Raw genomic sequence first — 19,902 nt, 5'->3', positions numbered from 1 at the left:
AAAATGGCCGTCATTTTTCTAAGTTGATAATTCTATGGAACACGAGAAAGAAGAACCAGCTAATAAATCAAACTTTATCCGGCTACTCAGTTATGTTTCAGAACGAAAGGCAGGACTGGTAGCCGCCATCATCGGTATGATTGGCTACGCAATTGTTGATGTTTCTTTTATTTATTCAATCAAGCCTCTGATTGATGAAGGATTGAGTGGTAAAAATCCATCTATCTTAAAAATCATGCCTTTTTTTGTGATTGGTATCGTTCTTTGTCGAGGGACATTTAACTTTGTTTCATCCTATTGCATGTCTTGGGTAGGAACTCATGTCGTGATGAGAATGCAGCGCGAGATTTTTGATCATCTGATGAATATGCCAGTTTCATTTTTTGATCGCAATTCGATTGGAACACTGCTCTCTAAAATCACTTACGATACAAACCAGATTGCCGAGGCTGCAACTAAAACATTGGTGACCATGATTAAGCAGGGTGGATTGGTGATCGGTCTGTTATGTATGATGTTTTATAATAGCTGGCAGTTATCCGTTATCTTTATACTGATAGGCCCCGTGGTCGCTATTGCTATTCGAATCGTCAGTCGACGCTTTCGTCGGATCAGTAAAAATTTGCAAGATGCGATGGGCTCTGTAACTGCAGTTTCAGAGCAGATGCTTAATGGTCATCGGGAAGTATTGGCGTTTAATGGCCAAGACAAAGAGTCCCTGCGCTTTGATGAAGTCAGTAATCAGATTCGCCGCCAGCAGATGAAAATGTCGGCAACCTCAGCGATATCTAATCCAATTGTGCAATCGGTTGCGGCTTCTGGGTTGGCTGTTGTACTCTATCTTGCTTCTTTTCCGCAAATTATGCATCAATTGACAGCTGGGACTTTTACCGTAATTGTAACTTCAATGATGATGCTTCAACAACCGATTAAACAACTTACCCAACTGAATACCAATTTTCAACGGGGCATGGCCGCGTGTACTAGTATTTTTGGTGTATTAGATGAACCAAGTGAAGAAGACACGGGGTCGATGGAAGTTGAACGTGTTTCGGGGAAAATTACGCTTGATCATGTTACCTTCAGCTATCCAACCAAACTTGAGCCAGTATTAAAAGATATTAGTTTTCAGGTTGAACCGGGCAAAACTATTGCCTTGGTTGGGCGCTCAGGCAGTGGTAAGACCACAATAGCGAGTTTGCTCCCGCGATTCTATGATATTCAAGAGGGAGTGATTCGAATCGATGGCCATAGCGTGCGTGATTACACCATTGCTTCATTACGCCGCCAGTTTTCGATGGTTTCGCAAAATGTGCATTTATTTTCGGGCACAATCGCTGAAAACATTGCTTATCCACAGGTCGATGTTGCGCGTGAGGCAATTGATCGGGCCGCGAATATGGCGAATGTCTTGGAATTTTCTAACCAGCTACCTGAAGGTCTTGATACGGTCATTGGCGAGCGTGGAGTCATGCTCTCTGGTGGACAACGTCAGCGGGTTGCCATTGCTCGTGCATTATTACGTGACGCTCCAATTTTAATTTTGGATGAAGCAACCTCTGCACTAGATACGGCATCCGAGCGTAAAATTCAAGAAGCAATTGAACGGGTCTGCCAAGACCGTACTGCAATTGTCATTGCTCACCGTTTGTCGACCATTGAAAATGCTGATGAAATTCTCGTTATCGATGAGGGGCATTTACTCGAGCGCGGAACACATCAACAGCTTATCGACAAACAAGGTGCTTATTATCAGCTCTACCAACTGCAGTTTGGCGGTGAAAGTGCTTAACACCATATGGTATCGAAAAGGACCGCTAACATGGTTGCTTTGGCCGCTCAGTTGGTTGTTCAGTGTGATTGTTCGGTATCGGTACCGTCAATATCAACAGCATCCACAGCGCAGTTACCGCAGTACACTACCCGTTATTATTGTCGGAAATATTGGTATTGGTGGCAATGGCAAAACACCTGTTGTACTCGCGCTTTGCCACTATTTAAGAACGCAAGGCTATACACCCGCTGTGATCAGCCGAGGGTATGGAGGACAAGCGGTTGGACCGTTGGCGGTGAACGACGATATGGATACATCACTTTGCGGCGATGAACCTCTGTTAATTCGGCGTCGTACAGGTTGCCCCGTGGTCATCTGTCGGCGTCGGCCGCAAGCCGTTGAATTTGTCCAAAAAGGTTATCCAGAGTGCGATGTTATTATTGCTGATGATGGCATGCAACATTATCAATTGGCTCGTGATATCGAAATCTGTGTGGTGGATGCCGAGCGTCAATTTGGTAATTGTTTTTGCTTGCCGGCAGGGCCGCTGCGAGAGCCACTTTCTCGTTTAATGAGCGTCGATCGAATAGTTGCTAATGGTGGCCCTATTGATCACTACGATGCGGATGTGATGGCGCTAACACCTGATGATTGGCGCTATGTTGGTTCCGGTCAGTTAGTCGAATCAGTAAGCATGCCTAGCCATGGTGTGGCGTTGGCTGGTATTGGTCATCCGCCTCGTTTTTATCAAACACTACGGCAGATGGGCATTGGGATTGATGAATGTATAGAGATTGGTGATCACGGACGACTCACTCATGAGCAAATTCAAAAATATCATGACCAAATTGTACTTATGACTGAGAAAGATGCCTTGAAATATAGTCATCAAGCCGGCCCTAAGTGGTATTATCTACCTGTATCGGCGCAGTTGCCTGATGCATTTTATTCTTCTATCTTACAACAACTGGAGCGTGTGTATGTCGCTTGATCATAATCTGTTGGAAATTGTCGCTTGTCCTATTTGTAAGGGAAAACTGTATTTTGACAAAAACAATAATGAGTTGATTTGTAAGTTTGATAGGTTAGCTTATGCGATTGACCAAGGGATCCCGGTGTTATTAGAAGACAAGGCGCGGGAGTTAACCTGTGATGAGTTGCCTAAATGAATTACACCATTGTTATTCCGGCTCGGTATGCGTCAACCAGATTGCCAGGTAAACCTTTAATTGACATTGCTGGTAAACCGATGATTCAACGTGTATACGAGCAAGCGTGTCTATGTGGCGCAAATCGCGTGGTCGTAGCAACTGACGATCAGCGGATTGTTGATTGTGTTAGGCAATTTCAAGGCGAGGTTTGCTTAACGCAGACAAGTCATGAATCAGGGACTGAGCGACTCGCTGAAGTAGTCACTAAGTTACAGCTGGATGATCAAGAAATTATTGTTAATATTCAAGGTGATGAACCGCTAATTCCACCAATCATTGTCGATCAGGTTGCCAAACTATTAAGCGCTGATGCACAAATGCCCATGGCGACCTTAGGCGCTCATATATCCGATATCGAAACGCTTCAAGATCCCAATGTAGTCAAAGTTGTTTGTGATAGCCGAGAACGGGCATTGTATTTTAGCCGTGCCGCAATTCCATATTCGCGTGAGCAGATCTGGCCGCTAGAAAGCTATATGCGTCATATTGGAATTTACGCCTATCGTGCTGGCTTTATTCGCCAATATGTAGCATTACCGCCATCGCCGCTCGAGCTGATTGAAAAACTTGAGCAGCTACGAGTCCTTTGGCATGGTTTTTCTATAAAGATAACGAAAGCTCTGGTTGAGCCTCTTGTTGGGGTTGATACGCCAGAAGATCTGATCAAAGTGCGTCAAATCATTACCAGTCAATGTACTAACAGCTAGATTTATCATAAAATTAGCTAAATTTGATGGTAGAACGTGACTATATAGATAAAAAGACCTTCGCGGCCTTTTTATCTAGTAATGAAATACTATTCACGAGGTTTTTTCGGAAAATCTCGCATGCTTTCCCCTGTGTAAAGTTGCCGCGGTCGACCAATTCGTTGACCTGGTGTTTGCAACATTTCTATCCAATGAGCAATCCAGCCGACAGTGCGAGCTAGCGCAAACATTACGGTAAACATAGTGGTTGGTATGCCGATTGCGCGCATAACAATCCCTGAATAGAAATCAACATTAGGGTAGAGTTTCTTCTCGATAAAATATTCATCGGTCAATGCAATGTGTTCGAGTGCCATCGCCACATCTAAGAGCGGATCATCAATTTTTAACTCTTCTAATACATCATGACAGGTTTCCCGCATGACTTTAGCACGAGGATCATAATTTTTGTAGACGCGATGTCCAAAACCCATCAAACGGAATGGGTCATCTTTATCCTTCGCTCGCTCAATAAATTCTGGTATGCGATCAACGGAACCTATTTCTTCTAGCATAGCGAGGCAAGCTTCGTTAGCACCACCATGCGCTGGCCCCCAAAGGCAGGCAATCCCTGCAGCAATACAGGCAAATGGGTTTGATGCAGATGAGCCTGCTAATCGAACCGTTGAAGTCGAGGCATTTTGTTCATGATCAGCATGGAGGATAAAAATACGGTCCATCGCTTTTTCAACAACTGGATTGGGGACATAGTCTTCGGTGGGAACAGAGAACATCATGTTTAGGAAATTACCGGCATAACTAAGATCATTTCTTGGATACACAAACGGTTGGCCAATCGAATATTTGTAACTCATTGCTGCCAGAGTTGGCATTTTTGAGAGTAATCGATAGGCGGCGATCTCACGATGTCGTTCATTAGTGACATCCAGAGAATCATGATAAAAAGCAGATAATGCACCAACAACACCAACCATGATGGCCATTGGATGAGAATCTCGGCGAAAACCTTGGAAAAAATGGATTAACTGTTCGTGAAGCATCGTATGACGAGTCACGATTAGTTTAAATTGACTATACTGTTCTTCAGTGGGGCGCTCTCCAAATAGCAATAAATAACATACCTCAAGGTATTCTGATTGCTCTGCGAGTTGCTCAATCGGATAACCGCGGTGTAATAATAGCCCTTTGTCTCCATCAATGAAGGTTATTTGTGACTCGCATGATGCGGTTGATAAAAAACCGGGATCAAAGGTGAAGTAGCCTTTTGAGCCTAGCTGCCGAACATCGATTACATCATGTCCGGCTGTCCCAGACATAATCGGAAGCTCAATAGGCTCCTGTCCGGGCAAATGTAATGTGGCTACATTATCAGCCATAGCACGTCTCCCTTGCTCTATAATTTGTAATTTATATGGTTAAATGTGAATTCAGTATTACCCCGATCAGAAGGGTTGTCAAACTACTGAGAAGAATGGGAATTGTTACACTTGTATATACTATTTGTTAAATAGAGAAATGTGAACTATGCCTCATATTTTAAAAAAAGAATACTTTGCACAATTGTTAATTGTATTTGAAGTACCGCCTCACTATACTGGCTCAGTAGTTATGACTACAACTTAGTGATTTGGAAAGGTATTAATGTGTCGCAATGCTTCCAAAACAAGCATTGACTAAGTAAAAATAATTTTTAACATATTTATAACTATGTAATCTCAATTAGGTTACTAATCCAGCGTAAACTCATGGATGTAAGTGGGTAAATATTGTGAATAATAAATCCAGACCTGTAAATTTAGATATACAAACGATTCGCTTCCCTATAGCGGCTATCGCATCGATTCTTCATCGTGTTTCCGGCGTTATTACTTTTTTTGCATTGGCTGTACTGTTAAGTCTGCTTTCCAAATCATTGCATTCAGCAGATGGTTTTGCTGTGGTGATGGGTTGGCTTGACTCGCTGCCTGTAAAACTGGTTATGTGGATTATCTTAAGCGTCTTAGCTTATCACATTGTGTTCGGAATACGGCATGTAGTAATGGACTTTGGCTACTGGGAAGAATTACAAAGCGGTTCAGCGAGTGCTCGAGGCGGCTTTATTGTCGTGGCAGTTATTGCTGTACTGATGGGGATACTTGTATGGTAAATAATGCTGCAACAGTGGGGCGAAGTGGAACTCATGACTATATATTAGTGCGTGCGTCAGCGGCTATTCTTGCTCTTTATGTCATCTATCTAGTCAGTTTTGTCGCATTTAATGATGTCACCTATGAGTTATGGCATAGCTTTTTTAGTGAAGTTTCGACAAAGGCCTTTACCTTGATGGCTCTTGTTGCCATGTTGATCCATGCTTGGATCGGACTTTGGCAAGTATTAAGTGATTATGTTCATCACACGGCACTACGTCTCGCTTGTCAATGGGTGCTTAATGTGGTCGCTTTGTTTTATGTAGCGGCGGGCATTGTGATTTTATGGAGTGTATAGAGTGACTTTAACGATTCGTGAATTTGATGCAGTAGTTATTGGTGCTGGCGGTGCTGGTATGCGTGCAGCGTTGCAGATTTCTCAACAAGGTAATTCCTGCGCATTGATTTCTAAAGTATTTCCAACCCGTTCTCACACTGTATCTGCTCAAGGCGGTATTACAGTTGCCCTCGGAAACACCCATCCAGACAATTGGCAGTGGCATATGTACGATACCGTCAAAGGCTCCGATTATATCGGTGACCAAGACGCGATTGAGTTTATGTGTAATGCCGGCCCTGAAGCAGTCATTGAGCTTGAACATATGGGGTTGCCTTTTTCACGATTGCCAAATGGTAAAATTTATCAACGTCCTTTTGGCGGACAGTCGAGAGATTTTGGAGGGGAGCAAGCATCGCGTACTGCAGCCGCAGCTGATAGAACTGGGCATGCATTGCTACATACTCTATATCAGCAAAATATCAAAAACAAAACCACTGTTTTTTCTGAGTGGTATGCGCTCGATCTGGTTAAAAACAGCCAAAACGATGTGGTTGGCGTCACGGCAATTAGTATTGAAACGGGTGAACTAGTTTATTTTAAAGCTAGGGCAACAGTATTGGCGACAGGCGGTGCAGGGCGTATCTTTGCGTCGACAACTAACGCGCATATCAATACTGGCGATGGAATTGGTATGGCTTTGCGTGCTAATGTGCCTGTTCAAGATATGGAAATGTGGCAATTTCATCCAACTGGTATTGCTGGTGCTGGCGTCTTAGTAACAGAAGGGTGTCGAGGTGAAGGCGGCTACTTACTGAATAAAGATGGTGAGCGTTTTATGGAACGTTATGCACCAAATGCTAAAGATTTGGCTAGCCGTGATGTTGTCGCCCGTTCGATGATGACAGAAATTCTTGAAGGTCGTGGTTGTGAAGGTCCGTGGGGAACACACCTTAAATTAAAATTGGATCACCTGGGTGAAGAAGTCCTTGAGTCTCGTTTACCGGGGATTTGCGAGTTGTCTCGTACCTTCGCACACATCGATCCGGTAAAAGAGCCGATCCCTGTTATTCCAACATGCCACTACCAAATGGGGGGAATTCCAACGACAATTCATGGACAAGCCCTTTGTCAAGATGCCCAAGGAAATGATAAAATAGTCAATGGGTTGTTTGCCGTCGGTGAGATCGCGTGTGTGTCTGTTCATGGTGCGAATCGCTTAGGTGGTAATTCATTACTTGATCTGATTGTATTTGGCCGTTCAGCAGGACGTTTCTTAAAAACCTATTTAGCTGAGACACAATTATCGCAAGAGGCTTCAGAGTCAGATATTGAAAGTGCAATGCACCGCTATAATCGCTGGGAAAACTCATCTAAAGATGGTGAAGATCCGGCAAAATTACGCCATGAATTGCAACACTGTATGCAAATGCACTTTTCTGTATTCCGTGAAGGTAGTGTGATGGCGGAAGGGCTGGCAGAGCTTAAAACAATTCGTGAGCGGCTACAAAATGCCCGTCTTGATGATAAGTCTCGAGATTTTAATACGCAACGTGTCGAGTGTTTAGAACTCGATAATTTGATGGCAACAGCGTTGGCGACCGCAAGTGCGGCAAATTTCCGTACTGAGAGTCGAGGGGCGCATAGCCGTGAGGATTTCCCAGATCGTGACGATCAAAATTGGTTATGTCATTCTCTCTATAACCCTGAATCTGAGCAAATGCAACGCCGAGCTGTCAATATGGCACCTCATTTACGAGAAGCCTTCCCACCGAAAATCAGAACTTATTAATTGAGGAGTGGCTATTAATGAATGTGAAATTTTCCATCTATCGCTACAATCCTGCGACAGATAACAAACCGTATATGAAGGATTATCTGCTCGATATTCCAGAAGGGTCGGATATGATGGTGCTTGATGCACTGTTAAAACTGAAAGAGCAAGACCCAACACTTGCATTTCGTCGTTCATGCCGTGAAGGTGTGTGTGGCTCAGATGGTATGAATTTAAACGGTAAAAATGGATTAGCCTGTATCACGCCATTGTCTGATTTATTAGGAAAAGGAGAGGTGGTCATTCGACCTTTGCCTGGTTTGCCTGTGGTTCGAGATTTGATTATTGATATGAGTCAATTCTATGAAAACTATGAGCGAATTAAGCCATATTTAATTCATCAAAATGATTCAACACCGCCACCTGCTCGTGAACATTTACAATCACCCGAACAACGTGCTGAACTTGACGGCATGTATGAGTGTATTCTTTGCGCTTGCTGTTCGACTGCGTGTCCATCTTTTTGGTGGAACCCTGATAAATTTGTTGGACCGGCTGGACTTTTGGCTTCTTATCGTTGGCTAGCAGATAGTCGCGATAATGCATCCAAAGAGCGCCTTTCTGAATTAGATGATGCATTTAGTGTTTTTCGTTGTCATAGTATTATGAACTGTGTCAGTGTCTGCCCTAAAGGACTTAATCCAACCAAGGCAATTGGTAAAATTAAGTCAATGCTATTAAAAGAAGCCGTATAGTCCTAATGTGTGACCAATCCCTAAACAGCCTTTAGCTTTTTAAAGGCTATTTTATGGGGAATTGATTTGACCTGAATAAAGAGATGAGTACAAGGGAAATAATTGATGCAAAATGGCATAATGAAAGATTGGCTCGATTCTTCACATCTATATGGCGCCAATATTGCTTATGTTGAAGAACTCTATGAAGCCTTTCTTGAAGACCCTGAATCTGTACCGGATGATTGGGTTGCGGTATTTAACGCACTCCCTCACCGGTCGAATATTCCAGATGACGTGCCGCTTTCTCCACTGAAGGAATATTTCCTCCGATTGGCACGAGATAATAATTCTCGAATAAGTTCTTCTGCACAAGACCCTCAAACAGGCTCTAAGCAAGTAAAAGTTCTTCAATTAATTAATGCGTTCCGTTTTCGTGGGCACCAACATGCCAAGTTAGATCCTCTTGAACTATGGAAACAGCCTCGAGTTCCTGATTTAGATCCTGCCTTTCATAATTTAGAAGATAGTGACTTTAACCAAGCATTTAATGTCGGTTCATATGCAATTGGCCGCGAGACCATGCCGCTAGATGAACTATATCGGTCATTGCAAAAAACGTATTGTGGCTCCATTGGTGCTGAGTATATGCATATCACTGATACTGAAGAAAAGCGTTGGATCCAAGCGCACTTGGAGTCAGTGGAAGGGTGTGGCAATTATTCTAAAGATGATCAAATTCGTTTACTTAAAAGCCTTACCGCCGCTGAGGGCCTTGAGAAATACTTAGGGGCTAAGTTTCCTGGGGCAAAACGGTTTTCACTTGAAGGTGGCGATAGTTTAATTGTTTTACTTAAGGAACTCGTTCGTTCAAGTGGTAGTGCTGGCCTTAAGGAAGTTGTGATAGGAATGGCTCACCGTGGTCGTTTAAATGTGTTGGTAAATGTTCTTGGTAAGACGTCGGCTGAACTATTTGATGAATTTGCAGGGCGTCACGATAGTGCTTGGGGAACTGGGGACGTAAAATATCACCAAGGGTTTAGTTCTGATTTTGCAACCCCTGGCGGTAATGTCCACCTTTCTTTAGCGTTTAACCCCTCGCATTTAGAGATCGTTAATCCCGTTGTGATTGGTTCAGTGAGAGCTCGTCAAGACCGTCGTGGTGATAGTTGTTTACCGATTACAATCCATGGTGATGCTGCGATTGCCGGACAAGGGGTTGTCCAAGAAACATTCAATATGTCACAAACCCGCGGCTATAGTGTAGGCGGGACAGTTCGTATCGTAATCAACAACCAAATCGGTTTTACAACATCGAACCCTCGAGATTCTCGCTCTACCCAATATTGTACTGATATTGCCAAAATGGTGCAGGCGCCTATTTTCCATGTAAACGGCGATGACCCACAAGCGGTTGCATTTGTTGGACAATTAGCTCTTGATTTTCGTAACACCTTTAAGCGGGATGTAGTCGTTGAGTTAGTCTGTTATCGCCGTCATGGGCATAACGAAGCGGATGAGCCGAATGCAACGCAACCGTTGATGTATCAAAAGATCAAAAAACACCCAACCCCTCGGAAAGTTTATGCTAATCAACTGACTAGCGAGAATATTTTAGAAGATTCCGAGGTTAATTCGCTCAGTAATGGATATCGCGATCAACTTGATCGTGGTGAGTGCGTTGTAGAGGAATGGCGCCCGATGACGGGTCATTCAGTTAACTGGAAACCTTATCTTAACCATTCTTGGGATATTGAATACGATACTCGGCTAGATATAGACAAAGTAAAAGAGTTGGCAGAAAAAATATCGATTTATCCCGACAGTCATAAATTGCATCCACGTGTTCGTAAAGTCTATGAAGACCGTGCGTTAATGGCTAAAGGCGAAAAACCCGCTGATTGGGGGTTCGCTGAAAATTTAGCTTATGCCACACTGCTTGATAGTGGAGCCGGAGTTCGTTTAACAGGTCAAGATACAGGGCGAGGGACATTTTTCCATCGCCATGCGGTGCTGCATAATCAAGATGATGGCTCTACTTATTTTCCACTAAAAAATTTAAGTGATCAGCAAGGACCATTTTATTTATATGATTCGGTCCTATCAGAAGAAGCGGTGTTAGCTTTTGAATATGGTTATTCGACAGCTGAACCTGAATCACTGGTGTTGTGGGAAGCTCAGTTTGGTGATTTTGCTAACGGCGCCCAAGTTGTGATTGACCAATTTTTATCCTCTGGTGAACAAAAATGGGGCAGGATGTGCGGGTTAGTGATGTTACTTCCGCACGGTTATGAAGGGCAGGGGCCAGAGCATTCATCCGCTCGTTTAGAACGTTTTTTACAACTGTGTGCTGAACAAAACATGCAGGTCTGTGTGCCTTCAACACCTGCTCAGGTTTATCACATGTTACGCCGGCAACATATTCGTAAAATTCGACGACCATTAATTGTAATGTCACCTAAATCGCTCCTTCGTCATCCAACGGCTGTTTCATCGCTTGACGAGTTGGCTTCTGGGAGGTTTTATAATGTGCTCGATGAAATTGATGAACTAATTCCTGAGCAGGTTGAACAAATTGTCATGTGTGCAGGTAAGGTTTACTACGACCTGTTGGACGCGCGCCGTAAAGCAGAGCAAACGAATGTTGCTATTATTCGTATTGAGCAACTCTACCCATTCCCTTATGAAGATATTTCTCAATTACTAGAGAAATATCAACACGTTAAACAGTTTGTTTGGTGCCAAGAAGAACCTCAAAACCAAGGGGCTTGGTACTGTAGTCAGCATCATTTTTTTGCTGCCATACCAGACAATGCAAAACTTCGTTACGCTGGGCGTGAAGCCTCAGCATCGCCTGCTGTTGGTTATATGTCACTGCATTTAGAGCAACAACGAGCACTCGTTCAAGATGCATTAACTATTAAGTAATCGAATTGATATAGGAAATTATTAAATGACCATCGAAATCAAGGTACCTGACCTACCCGAATCGGTCGCCGATGCAACTATCGCAACTTGGCATAAAAAACCAGGAGATGCTGTTGAACGGGATGAGGTAATCGTTGATATTGAAACCGATAAAGTGGTTTTAGAAGTCCCTGCTTTAGAGAGTGGTGTGCTTGATAGCATTATCTTTGATGAAGGGGCAACAGTAAACGCGCAGCAAGTCATTGGTGTGCTCAGAACAGATGTCGTTGTTGGTGAAGAAACCAAAAAGAATGACTCGGCTAAAGAAGACAATAAAGCAGCTGTTGATAGCGCTGACCAGCATAAGAATAGTGAAGATGCAGTTGGGCCTGCGATTCGTCGCTTGCTAGCCGAAAATGGCCTTAAACCTGAACAGGTGAAAGGTTCGGGTAAAAATAGTCGTATTACTAAAGAAGATATTGAAGCGCATATCAAAGTAGCTGCTAAATCAACGAATAAAACGCCAGATAGCGTTTCAAGTGATCCAGTTGTCAATCAGGGGCGTTCTGAAAAACGAGTTCCAATGACACGTTTACGCCGACGTGTGGCAGAGCGTTTATTGGAGGCTAAAAATACCACTGCGATGTTGACGACCTTCAACGAAGTCAATATGAAACCTATTATGGATTTACGTAAAATCTATCGAGACCGCTTTGAAGAACGTCACGGTATTCGATTGGGCTTCATGTCGTTTTACGTGAAAGCAGTGGTTGAGGCGCTAAAACGTTTCCCTGATGTGAATGCTTCACTCGATGGTGATGATATTGTTTATCATAACTATTTTGATGTTAGCATTGCGGTGTCCACACCACGAGGTTTGGTGACCCCTGTGTTGCATGATTGCGATTCATTAGGCCTTGCCGATATTGAGAAAAAAATTAAAGAATTGGCAATCAAAGGGCGGGATGGCAAGTTAACGGTCGAAGAGATGATTGGCGGGAACTTTACGATCACTAATGGTGGTGTGTTCGGTTCATTAATGTCTACACCAATTATTAATCCGCCGCAAAGCGCGATTTTGGGTATGCATAAAATTCAAGATCGGCCTATGGCTATTGATGGCAAGGTAGAGATATTGCCAATGATGTACCTTGCTCTTTCTTATGATCATCGTCAAGTTGATGGCCGTGAGTCAGTCAGCTTCCTCGTTACTATTAAAGAATTACTCGAGGACCCAGCTCGTTTATTGCTGGATGTATAATCTATTGAATCGACGTATTAATACGTCGATTTTCTCTTCTTCTGAAATAGAACATAATAACGGAAACAAACACCATGAATCTTCATGAATATCAAGCAAAACAGCTGTTTCGCGAGTTTGGTCTGCCTGTTCCTGATGGGTATGTTGCCGAAACTCCACAAGATGCAGCCGCACATGTTGACTCGCTTCCCGGCGATAAGTGGGTGGTTAAATGCCAAGTTCACGCCGGTGGACGAGGTAAAGCTGGCGGGGTAAAAGTGACGTCCAGTAAAGATGAAATCCGTGAATTTGCACAGCATTGGTTAGGGAAAAACCTGGTCACATACCAGACTGATGAAAAGGGACAACCTGTTCATAAAATTCTGGTCGAACAAGCGAGTGATATTGAATCGGAACTTTATCTGGGTGCGGTAGTCGATCGGGCGAGTCAGCGGGTTGTTTTTATGGCCTCCACTGAAGGTGGGGTAGAAATTGAAACAGTTGCAGCAAAAACACCCGAGTTAATTCATACCACTGCCATTGATCCACTAACGGGTCCTCAGCCTTATCAAGCCCGAGAGCTTGCGTTTAAATTGAATCTTAATGCAACGCAGCAAAAACAGTTTGTAAAACTGTTTATGGGATTAGCCACACTATTTAATCAATATGATTTGGCTCTGATTGAGATCAATCCGTTGATCATTACCCAAAAAGGTGACTTATTGTGCTTGGATGGCAAAATCAACGTTGATAGCAATGCATTGTATCGCCAGCCTAAATTGCGTGATATGCAAGATACTTCACAAGAAGATGAGCGTGAAGCACGGGCCGCTCAATGGGAGCTAAACTATGTTGCCCTAGAGGGCAATATTGGTTGTATGGTCAATGGTGCTGGATTGGCTATGGGAACCATGGATATTATTAAATTACACGGCGGTGAACCTGCTAACTTTTTAGATGTTGGTGGCGGTGCAACTAAAGAACGAGTGGTTGAAGCATTCAAAATTATTCTTTCAGATAGTCACGTTCAAGCAGTCTTGGTGAATATTTTTGGTGGTATTGTACGCTGTGATCTCATTGCGGAAGGGATTATTGGTGCCGTTGAAGAAGTTGGCGTGCATGTGCCTGTGGTTGTTCGTTTAGAAGGCAATAATGCCCCGTTAGGTACTCAAAAACTGGCTGAGTCTGGACTGAATATTATCGCTGCAACTAGCTTAACCGATGCTGCTGAACAAGTCGTTAAAGCGGCAGGAGGAAACCAATGAGCATTCTGATTGATAAGAACACTAAAGTTATTTGTCAGGGATTTACCGGTGGTCAGGGGACCTTTCACTCAGAACAAGCGCTTGAGTATGGAACACAATTGGTTGGTGGCGTGTCGCCTGGTAAAGGCGGCACTAGCCATTTAGGTTTACCGGTATTTAATACTGTTCGTGATGCAGTTGAAAAAACGGGTGCAACAGCTTCAGTTATTTATGTGCCGGCTCCTTTTTGTAAAGATGCCATTCTTGAAGCGATTGATGCTGGGGTTGAACTCATTGTTTGCATTACTGAAGGGATCCCAACTTTAGATATGCTTATTGTTAAACAAAAACTTGAGCAGACTGGCGTAAGGATGATTGGTCCGAACTGTCCTGGAGTTATCACTCCTGGTGAGTGTAAAATTGGGATTATGCCTGGTCATATTCACTTGCCTGGAAAAGTTGGGATCGTTTCGCGCTCAGGGACGTTAACCTATGAAGCCGTTAAACAAACAACTGATGAAGGGTTCGGTCAATCCAGTTGCGTCGGTATTGGTGGTGACCCTATTCCTGGCTCAAGTTTTATCGACATTTTGAAACTCTATCAAGATGATCCTAAAACTGAAGCCATCGTCATGATCGGTGAAATTGGTGGCTCCGCTGAAGAAGAAGCCGCTGCATTTATCAAGGAATATGTGACTAAGCCAGTGGTTTCATATATCGCGGGTGTGACTGCACCTGCAGGTAAACGCATGGGGCATGCTGGGGCCATTATTGCCGGTGGCAAGGGGACTGCAGCTGAGAAATTTGCGGCGTTAGAGGATGCTGGCGTTAAAACTGTTCGTAGTTTGGCAGATATTGGTCAAGCATTGCGAGAAATAACAGGTTGGTAGTTAGCTAAGATCAATTATGTTGCTCGCTTAGATTGAAAAGCCCACTGATTCAAGTGGGCTCTTTTATTTAAGCAAACCGAAAAAATCTAATTGTGAGTGGTCAGCGCTTTTTCCAGCGACCAGTGAGCACCTAGCCGTTGTTGAACAATGTTTGTTTCAATATCATAAATTTCAGCAAGTTCACTGATGGTCGCATAAGGGGCATCATTACTAACGACTGATAATGGTGCTCTAGGGGTAGGTTGATTCTCCTTACTCTGATGCGCGGACGTATTCATAATTTTTTGACCTCGTTTCCAATAAGTACTTGGCTCTTAGATGGGTATACCTAATTCCGACTTCAATTGATAGAGTGGGGAAATTAGTTTCTGGTTATTTAAATCTGGTCGATTTTTGTTCGATTTGCAAGTTTCTTTTGATAGTCGGACTTAACGATGTCCAATGCCAGCAAAACTAACTCAGGATCAACTTGATGCTCTTCCAACAACTGGATCAAATCAACGGCAAGCTGTATTTCTGGGGGCGCGTTTTCGAGAGACATAAAATTTGCTATTTGAAACCTACCGCTCAATTATAACACAATCGAGCGGTAGAATGCAGAGGGGTGAGATCAAAGAACTTTACAGAGCTCTTAAGTTGTTATTTTTACTGCAATAACCACACTTGGAAGGCTTTTTTCTGTGCCTTATTTGCTTTATTAAACCAAAATTTTAGCATTTGATAAGGTGTAGTAGCTGATGTTTTAGCTTGATATGAGTGGTCAATCATCCAAATTCGGATATCTTTTCGAGTGGTTTCGTCAGATTTGTTATACCAAAATTTTAGCATAGAGAATGCGGTTGTTTTGTCTACTGCTTTTATTTCAGCCGCAGCGGGTCCTTCCATGTCATCACCAGAATTTGACGGGCTACCATTTTCTAGGGCTTTGATCTGTTTGACGTAATCGACACCCAACTGAAAGCCCGGTTGCAGTGGAAGGGTCTGCTGCTTGTAGGTCAATTTCTGTCCGTTCTCGTTAACTATTGAGAAAGTGGGGTGTTGTGAATAGATGTTTGCTTTACTTTTATCAGTCAACATCGGAGCCTGAAGCTGAATCGCTTCATCTTTGCTAACATCCATGTCAATGATAATGGGCTGTGAAGAGAACATATCATCATTATCGCCGTGACTGACGATCTGTTTGTAACGCACTACAAACTGGTGTTTACCTGGTTTTATGTTGACTTTAAAATCATCACCAAATTTTTGGGCATCATGTAAGTCAACATACATGATCTGAAATGACGTTGGAACTTGGAAGGTCGCTGCCATCGTAGGCAGCGAGGTAGCCCCCAATACAAGAGAACCTAATAGTAGTGTTTTTTTATTCAAGCGCATGCGTATGACTCCTAATAGCGCGATTGTTTCTGACTGATTAATTGTTCGATCTGCCAAGTAGCACGCTGGCAGCGTCCATGTCGTTGTTTTAAATCTAAGATATTTTGTTGTAATTGAGCGCTTTGTTCAATACTTTGAGATTTGTTGAGCTGACGGATCTGCTGCTCAATCTGCGTAGTTAAACGTTCTTCAAATACTTTTTGTTGCTCTAATTTAGCATAAAGTTCAGAGAGATGACCTGAATTTGCGGCTTTTTTTAATTGTTCTTGCCATGCTTCTACCTTTTTATAGGTAGTCAATTCTTTAGGACGTAACTTTTGCAATGTAGTTTGCAACATGACAAACTTACCACAGAGTTGATCGCAATAATGTTTAAGAAGTTCAATATCTTGGGTCTTTTTTTGCAGTTGTTGTAACCGGACTAAATCAGCTGACAGTTCATCTGCATAGTCAACAAATTGATCACTCATACAATGAAATCGCTCATCTTTTCGCCCTAATACTTGGTAGGCGTGATAAATGCCTTGGCTGTCTTTCTCCTGAGCTTGTTGATGGAGAAGCCGCAATTGCTGCTCCAATTTGTTGATATCTGCTAGAACCCAGCTTGCCATGCTAATTTACCTGCTAAAATAATGACAACAGTAATAAAGATAGGTCGAATAAATCCTTCCCCAAAGCGAATGGCTGAATGGGCGCCAAAAAAGGCACCGATCATGATACTAATGCCAAGCGTTAAACCAATGAGCCAATTCACGTGACCAAGATAGATGAAAGTGAGCAAAGATACAAAATTGCTGGTAAAATTCATCGCCTTTGCTAATCCTGCGCACAACAACATGCTCAGCCGATAAAGAGCCATCGATGATACTAACCAAAACGCCCCTATCCCAGGGCCTGCAAAACCATCGTAGACCCCAAGCGCAAGCCCTTGAGTGATTTGCTTACACGGATGGCATTGAATGAAGGCGTCATCTTTGTATAGTCGATGCGTGCTGCGTTGACTTACTATCGTATATAGCGCGCTGCCTATAATGATGGCTGGGAGCAGTTTATCAAGCCATGCCTTACTAACCCAATCAACAATAAAGGCGCCGCATACCGCACCAACTGCAGTGGCGACAAATGAGCGCCACCAGAGCGTTGGTTTAAATAATTGTTTGCGATAAAACGTAATTGCTGCGGTACTCGAGCCAAAACTTGCTGCCAGTTTATTCGTTCCAAGCGCTAAATGAGGGGGTAAACCTATCCCTAACAAAGCTGGGATTGTCAATAATCCACCCCCACCAGCAATTGCATCAATAAATCCTGCGATTAACCCCGTGATAATGATAATTGGTAGAATATTTATAGATAATTCAATCATTTATATATTCAATATGATAAGGTGGAAGAGCATCAATGAGTTGCTTTCCATAACGCCTTGTCACGATTCTCGAATCAAGGATCGAGATAATACCTGAATCGCTCTCTTTTCTCATCAGTCGGCCACAACATTGGATCAGTTTTCGACTCGCTAAGGGGAGTGTGAGTTGTAAAAATGGATTTAAGCCTTTGAGCTCAAGTAATTCAGCATAACTTTGAGTAACCGGATCAGTTGGGACAGCAAACGGTAAGCGAGGAATCACTAAATGCGTTAGATAATGACCGGGCAGATCGATCCCCTCACCAAAACCCGTTGTTGCGATAAGTAAGGCTGATTGATGTTCGTCGATAAGCACCTTATAGCGAGTTAGAAGTTGCTGATTGGATAAACGTCCTTGACCAAGCAAACGAGGAATGTCACTTAAGTCATCACAGAGCTGCTCAACAAGTTGATAAGAGGTGCATAGAACGACCGTTGCTTGATTGGCCTGATAACATTGTTTAAGGTACTTTGTGAGGGATTTTATATAATGCTCATCGCCGGGTTCGGGGAAGTGGCGAGTTAGTTTTAGAGTGACTTGAGCGTAATTAAAAGGTGACGGATTAAATAGTTGCTGTTCATCGGTTAGCTTGTGTAATAGACCTGCTTGATGAATAAAATAGTCAAAACGCCCTAAGGCCGATAACGTTGCAGATAAAGCTGTAACCGAAAAAGCCTGATCCCAAAGAATAGCTTGTAGCTTTCCTCCCACTTCTAAAGGTGACGTTGATAACAAAATGTCATGTTGCGTTTGTTCAAACCAATATGCATAAGGTGTCTGACTGGATTCGCGTTGACAGTGATAAAGTGTATTTAGCAAATTCTCAGCCATTAATTGAAATGGGCCAAGTTGGGCGAGCCAGCTTTCAGCGATGGCTTCACGCAGCACACTGTCATTGGCGGCATCTTGTAGTTGCTCGGCTAGTTGCTCTAGTGCACGCTGTAATCGTTGACAATCCCCTTGATAATTATGCGCTAAATTGACCAGTTGCTGTGGCAGTTTTCCAGGCGTAAAACGCCAAATCCCTTCTTTAAAAGCGTTTGGATTGAGCGCTTGAAAATCGCTGAGTCGATTGATGAGTTTTTGTAGTTCGGCCGTTGTATCAAGCAGCTGTAAGCGAGTTTGAATAAATGTCCCGGTGGTGATTTTTTTATCGACTTGTTGAATAAATGTTCGAATATTTTTTAATTGTTCAGAGGTGTGTGATAAACCAACCTGACATAAGCTAGCTTGACGGGTAATTTCTGGGATTAAATGAGCTTCGTCTAATATGTAGATACAATCTTCTGGATCAGGGAGTATAACACCGCCACCTTTTTCTAAGTCAGCAATCAGTAAACTATGATTAGTCACGATTACCTGTGCTTTTTGCAACGCCTGACGAGCCTTGCTAAAAGGGCAATGACGGTGACGAGCTATTGCACTGCTACAACTAAATCCATCACTTTGAATAGCCTGCCAAATGGCGTCTGGAATTGTATTTGGCCAACTATCACGATCACCCTGCCACTGACTATTTTTTAGCGCCTGCCAAAGACTCGCAACTAAAGGAACATCTTTTTGGTTTTGTGGATTCAGCGAGAGTCGTTTGAGTTTATGTTGACAACAATAACGCTGGCGTCCTTTGGCTAGATTAAACTGAAAACTCCCGCCCATGGCTTGATGCACTTTCGGTAGCTCATGTGCTATCAACTGGCGTTGTAAGGCCACTGTTGCTGTACTGATAATTAACTTTTTATTTAATTGTAGTGTCAGAGGAATGGCCGCCAATAAGTAAGCCAGTGATTTACCTGTTCCTGTACCTGATTCAGCCAATAATAGCCGGTGATGACGATTAAGCTCTCCAGCGATATTTTGGGCGATTTTAGCAATCAAGGCAGTTTGCGCACGACGAGGCACTAAGTCTGGATTTTGCTGGCGTAGTGTTTGATAAGTGGTTCGAATGAGCTGTTTGTGTTTAGCGCTGAGCATGGTGTCCATTCAGGCTATTTCAAACAGATAGTATACAATAATAAGTTTTCTTTTAAAGTAAAGCGAAAGAGGTATTAGAGATTATAAAATCGCTTACAAGATTTTATAAAATAATATATTTATTATTAGATAAAACCAGAGTTGATGTATTATAGAAATTCTATTGCAAAAATTTGACGATTGTCACATTTATGACATCTAACTAAT

19 protein-coding genes are annotated in these 19,902 nt (G+C 42.9%); 12 read left to right on the top strand and 7 right to left on the bottom strand.

The window, feature by feature from the left end; translation table 11 throughout:
* Window positions 1–34: 34 nt before the first annotated feature.
* From msbA to kdsB, 4 genes are read left to right on the top strand one after another with little or no spacing between them, the layout of a single operon-like run.
* On the top strand, window positions 35–1,792 hold the full coding sequence (gene msbA / locus ABUE30_RS03520; protein WP_408622280.1) for a lipid A export permease/ATP-binding protein MsbA: 1,758 nt from the start codon (window positions 35–37) through the stop codon (window positions 1,790–1,792).
* Window positions 1,785–2,765, top strand: coding sequence for a tetraacyldisaccharide 4'-kinase (gene lpxK, locus ABUE30_RS03515; RefSeq protein WP_408622279.1), 981 nt, complete (start codon window positions 1,785–1,787; stop codon window positions 2,763–2,765). The genes msbA and lpxK overlap by 8 nt, the downstream gene beginning before the upstream one ends.
* Window positions 2,755–2,943, top strand: a complete 189-nt coding sequence (locus tag ABUE30_RS03510) for a Trm112 family protein (RefSeq protein WP_408622278.1) — start codon at window positions 2,755–2,757, stop codon at window positions 2,941–2,943. The genes lpxK and ABUE30_RS03510 overlap by 11 nt, the downstream gene beginning before the upstream one ends.
* Window positions 2,940–3,692, top strand: a complete 753-nt coding sequence (gene kdsB, locus ABUE30_RS03505; RefSeq protein ID WP_408622277.1) for a 3-deoxy-manno-octulosonate cytidylyltransferase — start codon at window positions 2,940–2,942, stop codon at window positions 3,690–3,692. The genes ABUE30_RS03510 and kdsB overlap by 4 nt, the downstream gene beginning before the upstream one ends.
* Before the next feature lie 89 nt (window positions 3,693–3,781).
* On the opposite strand, the gene ABUE30_RS03500 is transcribed toward kdsB, so the two are convergent.
* Window positions 3,782–5,068 (bottom strand): citrate synthase, encoded by a 1,287-nt coding sequence (locus ABUE30_RS03500; protein WP_408622276.1) that lies wholly within the window; start codon window positions 5,066–5,068, stop codon window positions 3,782–3,784.
* A gap of 392 nt (window positions 5,069–5,460) precedes the next feature.
* On the opposite strand from ABUE30_RS03500, the gene sdhC reads away from it, so the two are divergent.
* From sdhC to sucD, 8 genes are all read left to right on the top strand, one after another.
* The gene (sdhC, locus tag ABUE30_RS03495) at window positions 5,461–5,838 is read left to right on the top strand and encodes a succinate dehydrogenase, cytochrome b556 subunit (protein ID WP_408622275.1); all 378 of its coding nucleotides are present in this window, start codon (window positions 5,461–5,463) and stop codon (window positions 5,836–5,838) included.
* Window positions 5,832–6,176: a succinate dehydrogenase, hydrophobic membrane anchor protein gene (gene sdhD / locus ABUE30_RS03490; protein WP_408622274.1), complete on the top strand. Its 345-nt coding sequence runs from the start codon at window positions 5,832–5,834 to the stop codon at window positions 6,174–6,176. Before sdhC ends, sdhD begins: the two co-directional genes overlap by 7 nt.
* Window position 6,177: 1 nt before the next feature.
* A complete protein-coding gene (gene sdhA / locus ABUE30_RS03485) occupies window positions 6,178–7,947 on the top strand; it encodes a succinate dehydrogenase flavoprotein subunit (protein WP_408622273.1) in 1,770 nt (589 codons plus the stop codon).
* A 17-nt stretch (window positions 7,948–7,964) separates the two neighbouring features.
* Complete coding sequence (locus ABUE30_RS03480) at window positions 7,965–8,684, top strand: succinate dehydrogenase iron-sulfur subunit (protein ID WP_408622272.1); 720 nt, start codon at window positions 7,965–7,967, stop codon at window positions 8,682–8,684.
* Window positions 8,685–8,789: 105 nt separating this feature from the next.
* Window positions 8,790–11,591, top strand: a complete 2,802-nt coding sequence (gene sucA / locus ABUE30_RS03475; protein WP_408622271.1) for a 2-oxoglutarate dehydrogenase E1 component — start codon at window positions 8,790–8,792, stop codon at window positions 11,589–11,591.
* A gap of 25 nt (window positions 11,592–11,616) precedes the next feature.
* Complete coding sequence (odhB, locus tag ABUE30_RS03470; RefSeq protein WP_408622270.1) at window positions 11,617–12,831, top strand: 2-oxoglutarate dehydrogenase complex dihydrolipoyllysine-residue succinyltransferase; 1,215 nt, start codon at window positions 11,617–11,619, stop codon at window positions 12,829–12,831.
* A gap of 74 nt (window positions 12,832–12,905) precedes the next feature.
* Window positions 12,906–14,075: an ADP-forming succinate--CoA ligase subunit beta gene (sucC, locus tag ABUE30_RS03465; RefSeq protein ID WP_408622269.1), complete on the top strand. Its 1,170-nt coding sequence runs from the start codon at window positions 12,906–12,908 to the stop codon at window positions 14,073–14,075.
* The gene (gene sucD, locus ABUE30_RS03460) at window positions 14,072–14,944 is read left to right on the top strand and encodes a succinate--CoA ligase subunit alpha (RefSeq protein WP_408622268.1); all 873 of its coding nucleotides are present in this window, start codon (window positions 14,072–14,074) and stop codon (window positions 14,942–14,944) included. The genes sucC and sucD overlap by 4 nt, the downstream gene beginning before the upstream one ends.
* 86 nt (window positions 14,945–15,030) lie before the next feature.
* Here sucD and ABUE30_RS03455 read toward each other — a convergent pair whose 3' ends face one another.
* From ABUE30_RS03455 to dinG, 6 genes are all read right to left on the bottom strand, one after another.
* Window positions 15,031–15,222, bottom strand: coding sequence for a hypothetical protein (locus tag ABUE30_RS03455; RefSeq protein WP_408622267.1), 192 nt, complete (start codon window positions 15,220–15,222; stop codon window positions 15,031–15,033).
* 98 nt (window positions 15,223–15,320) lie between these two features.
* On the bottom strand, window positions 15,321–15,485 hold the full coding sequence (gene rsmS, locus ABUE30_RS03450) for a pleiotropic regulatory protein RsmS (RefSeq protein WP_408622266.1): 165 nt from the start codon (window positions 15,483–15,485) through the stop codon (window positions 15,321–15,323).
* A 104-nt stretch (window positions 15,486–15,589) separates the two neighbouring features.
* Entirely contained in the window at window positions 15,590–16,315 is a 726-nt protein-coding gene (locus ABUE30_RS03445; protein WP_408622265.1) for a YccT family protein, read from the bottom strand.
* Window positions 16,316–16,332: 17 nt separating this feature from the next.
* Window positions 16,333–16,932, bottom strand: a complete 600-nt coding sequence (gene priC / locus ABUE30_RS03440) for a primosomal replication protein PriC (RefSeq protein ID WP_408622264.1) — start codon at window positions 16,930–16,932, stop codon at window positions 16,333–16,335.
* On the bottom strand, window positions 16,914–17,684 hold the full coding sequence (locus ABUE30_RS03435) for a sulfite exporter TauE/SafE family protein (RefSeq protein ID WP_408622263.1): 771 nt from the start codon (window positions 17,682–17,684) through the stop codon (window positions 16,914–16,916). The genes priC and ABUE30_RS03435 overlap by 19 nt, the downstream gene beginning before the upstream one ends.
* The gene (gene dinG, locus ABUE30_RS03430) at window positions 17,677–19,704 is read right to left on the bottom strand and encodes an ATP-dependent DNA helicase DinG (protein ID WP_408622262.1); all 2,028 of its coding nucleotides are present in this window, start codon (window positions 19,702–19,704) and stop codon (window positions 17,677–17,679) included. The genes ABUE30_RS03435 and dinG overlap by 8 nt, the downstream gene beginning before the upstream one ends.
* Between the last annotated feature and the right edge of the window lie 198 nt (window positions 19,705–19,902).

Origin of the sequence: Celerinatantimonas yamalensis, from assembly GCF_046054155.1 — a bacterium.
Taxonomy (GTDB): Bacteria; Pseudomonadota; Gammaproteobacteria; order Enterobacterales; family Celerinatantimonadaceae; genus Celerinatantimonas; species Celerinatantimonas yamalensis.
Note: the sequence above shows the minus strand (reverse complement) of the source record. Positions and strands in the feature narration are given on the sequence as shown.

Excerpts from the sequence above, each read along its gene's own strand:
- msbA (WP_408622280.1), top strand. The coding sequence starts at position 35 with ATGGAACACGAGAAAGAAGAACCAGCTAATAAATCAAACTTTATCCGG.
- ABUE30_RS03510 (WP_408622278.1), top strand. The coding sequence starts at position 2,755 with ATGTCGCTTGATCATAATCTGTTGGAAATTGTCGCTTGTCCTATTTGT.
- kdsB (WP_408622277.1), top strand. The coding sequence starts at position 2,940 with ATGAATTACACCATTGTTATTCCGGCTCGGTATGCGTCAACCAGATTG.
- ABUE30_RS03500 (WP_408622276.1), bottom strand. The coding sequence starts at position 5,068 with ATGGCTGATAATGTAGCCACATTACATTTGCCCGGACAGGAGCCTATT.
- sdhD (WP_408622274.1), top strand. The coding sequence starts at position 5,832 with ATGGTAAATAATGCTGCAACAGTGGGGCGAAGTGGAACTCATGACTAT.
- ABUE30_RS03480 (WP_408622272.1), top strand. The coding sequence starts at position 7,965 with ATGAATGTGAAATTTTCCATCTATCGCTACAATCCTGCGACAGATAAC.
- sucA (WP_408622271.1), top strand. The coding sequence starts at position 8,790 with ATGCAAAATGGCATAATGAAAGATTGGCTCGATTCTTCACATCTATAT.
- odhB (WP_408622270.1), top strand. The coding sequence starts at position 11,617 with ATGACCATCGAAATCAAGGTACCTGACCTACCCGAATCGGTCGCCGAT.
- sucC (WP_408622269.1), top strand. The coding sequence starts at position 12,906 with ATGAATCTTCATGAATATCAAGCAAAACAGCTGTTTCGCGAGTTTGGT.
- sucD (WP_408622268.1), top strand. The coding sequence starts at position 14,072 with ATGAGCATTCTGATTGATAAGAACACTAAAGTTATTTGTCAGGGATTT.
- ABUE30_RS03455 (WP_408622267.1), bottom strand. The coding sequence starts at position 15,222 with ATGAATACGTCCGCGCATCAGAGTAAGGAGAATCAACCTACCCCTAGA.
- rsmS (WP_408622266.1), bottom strand. The coding sequence starts at position 15,485 with ATGTCTCTCGAAAACGCGCCCCCAGAAATACAGCTTGCCGTTGATTTG.
- priC (WP_408622264.1), bottom strand. The coding sequence starts at position 16,932 with ATGGCAAGCTGGGTTCTAGCAGATATCAACAAATTGGAGCAGCAATTG.
- ABUE30_RS03435 (WP_408622263.1), bottom strand. The coding sequence starts at position 17,684 with ATGATTGAATTATCTATAAATATTCTACCAATTATCATTATCACGGGG.
- dinG (WP_408622262.1), bottom strand. The coding sequence starts at position 19,704 with ATGGACACCATGCTCAGCGCTAAACACAAACAGCTCATTCGAACCACT.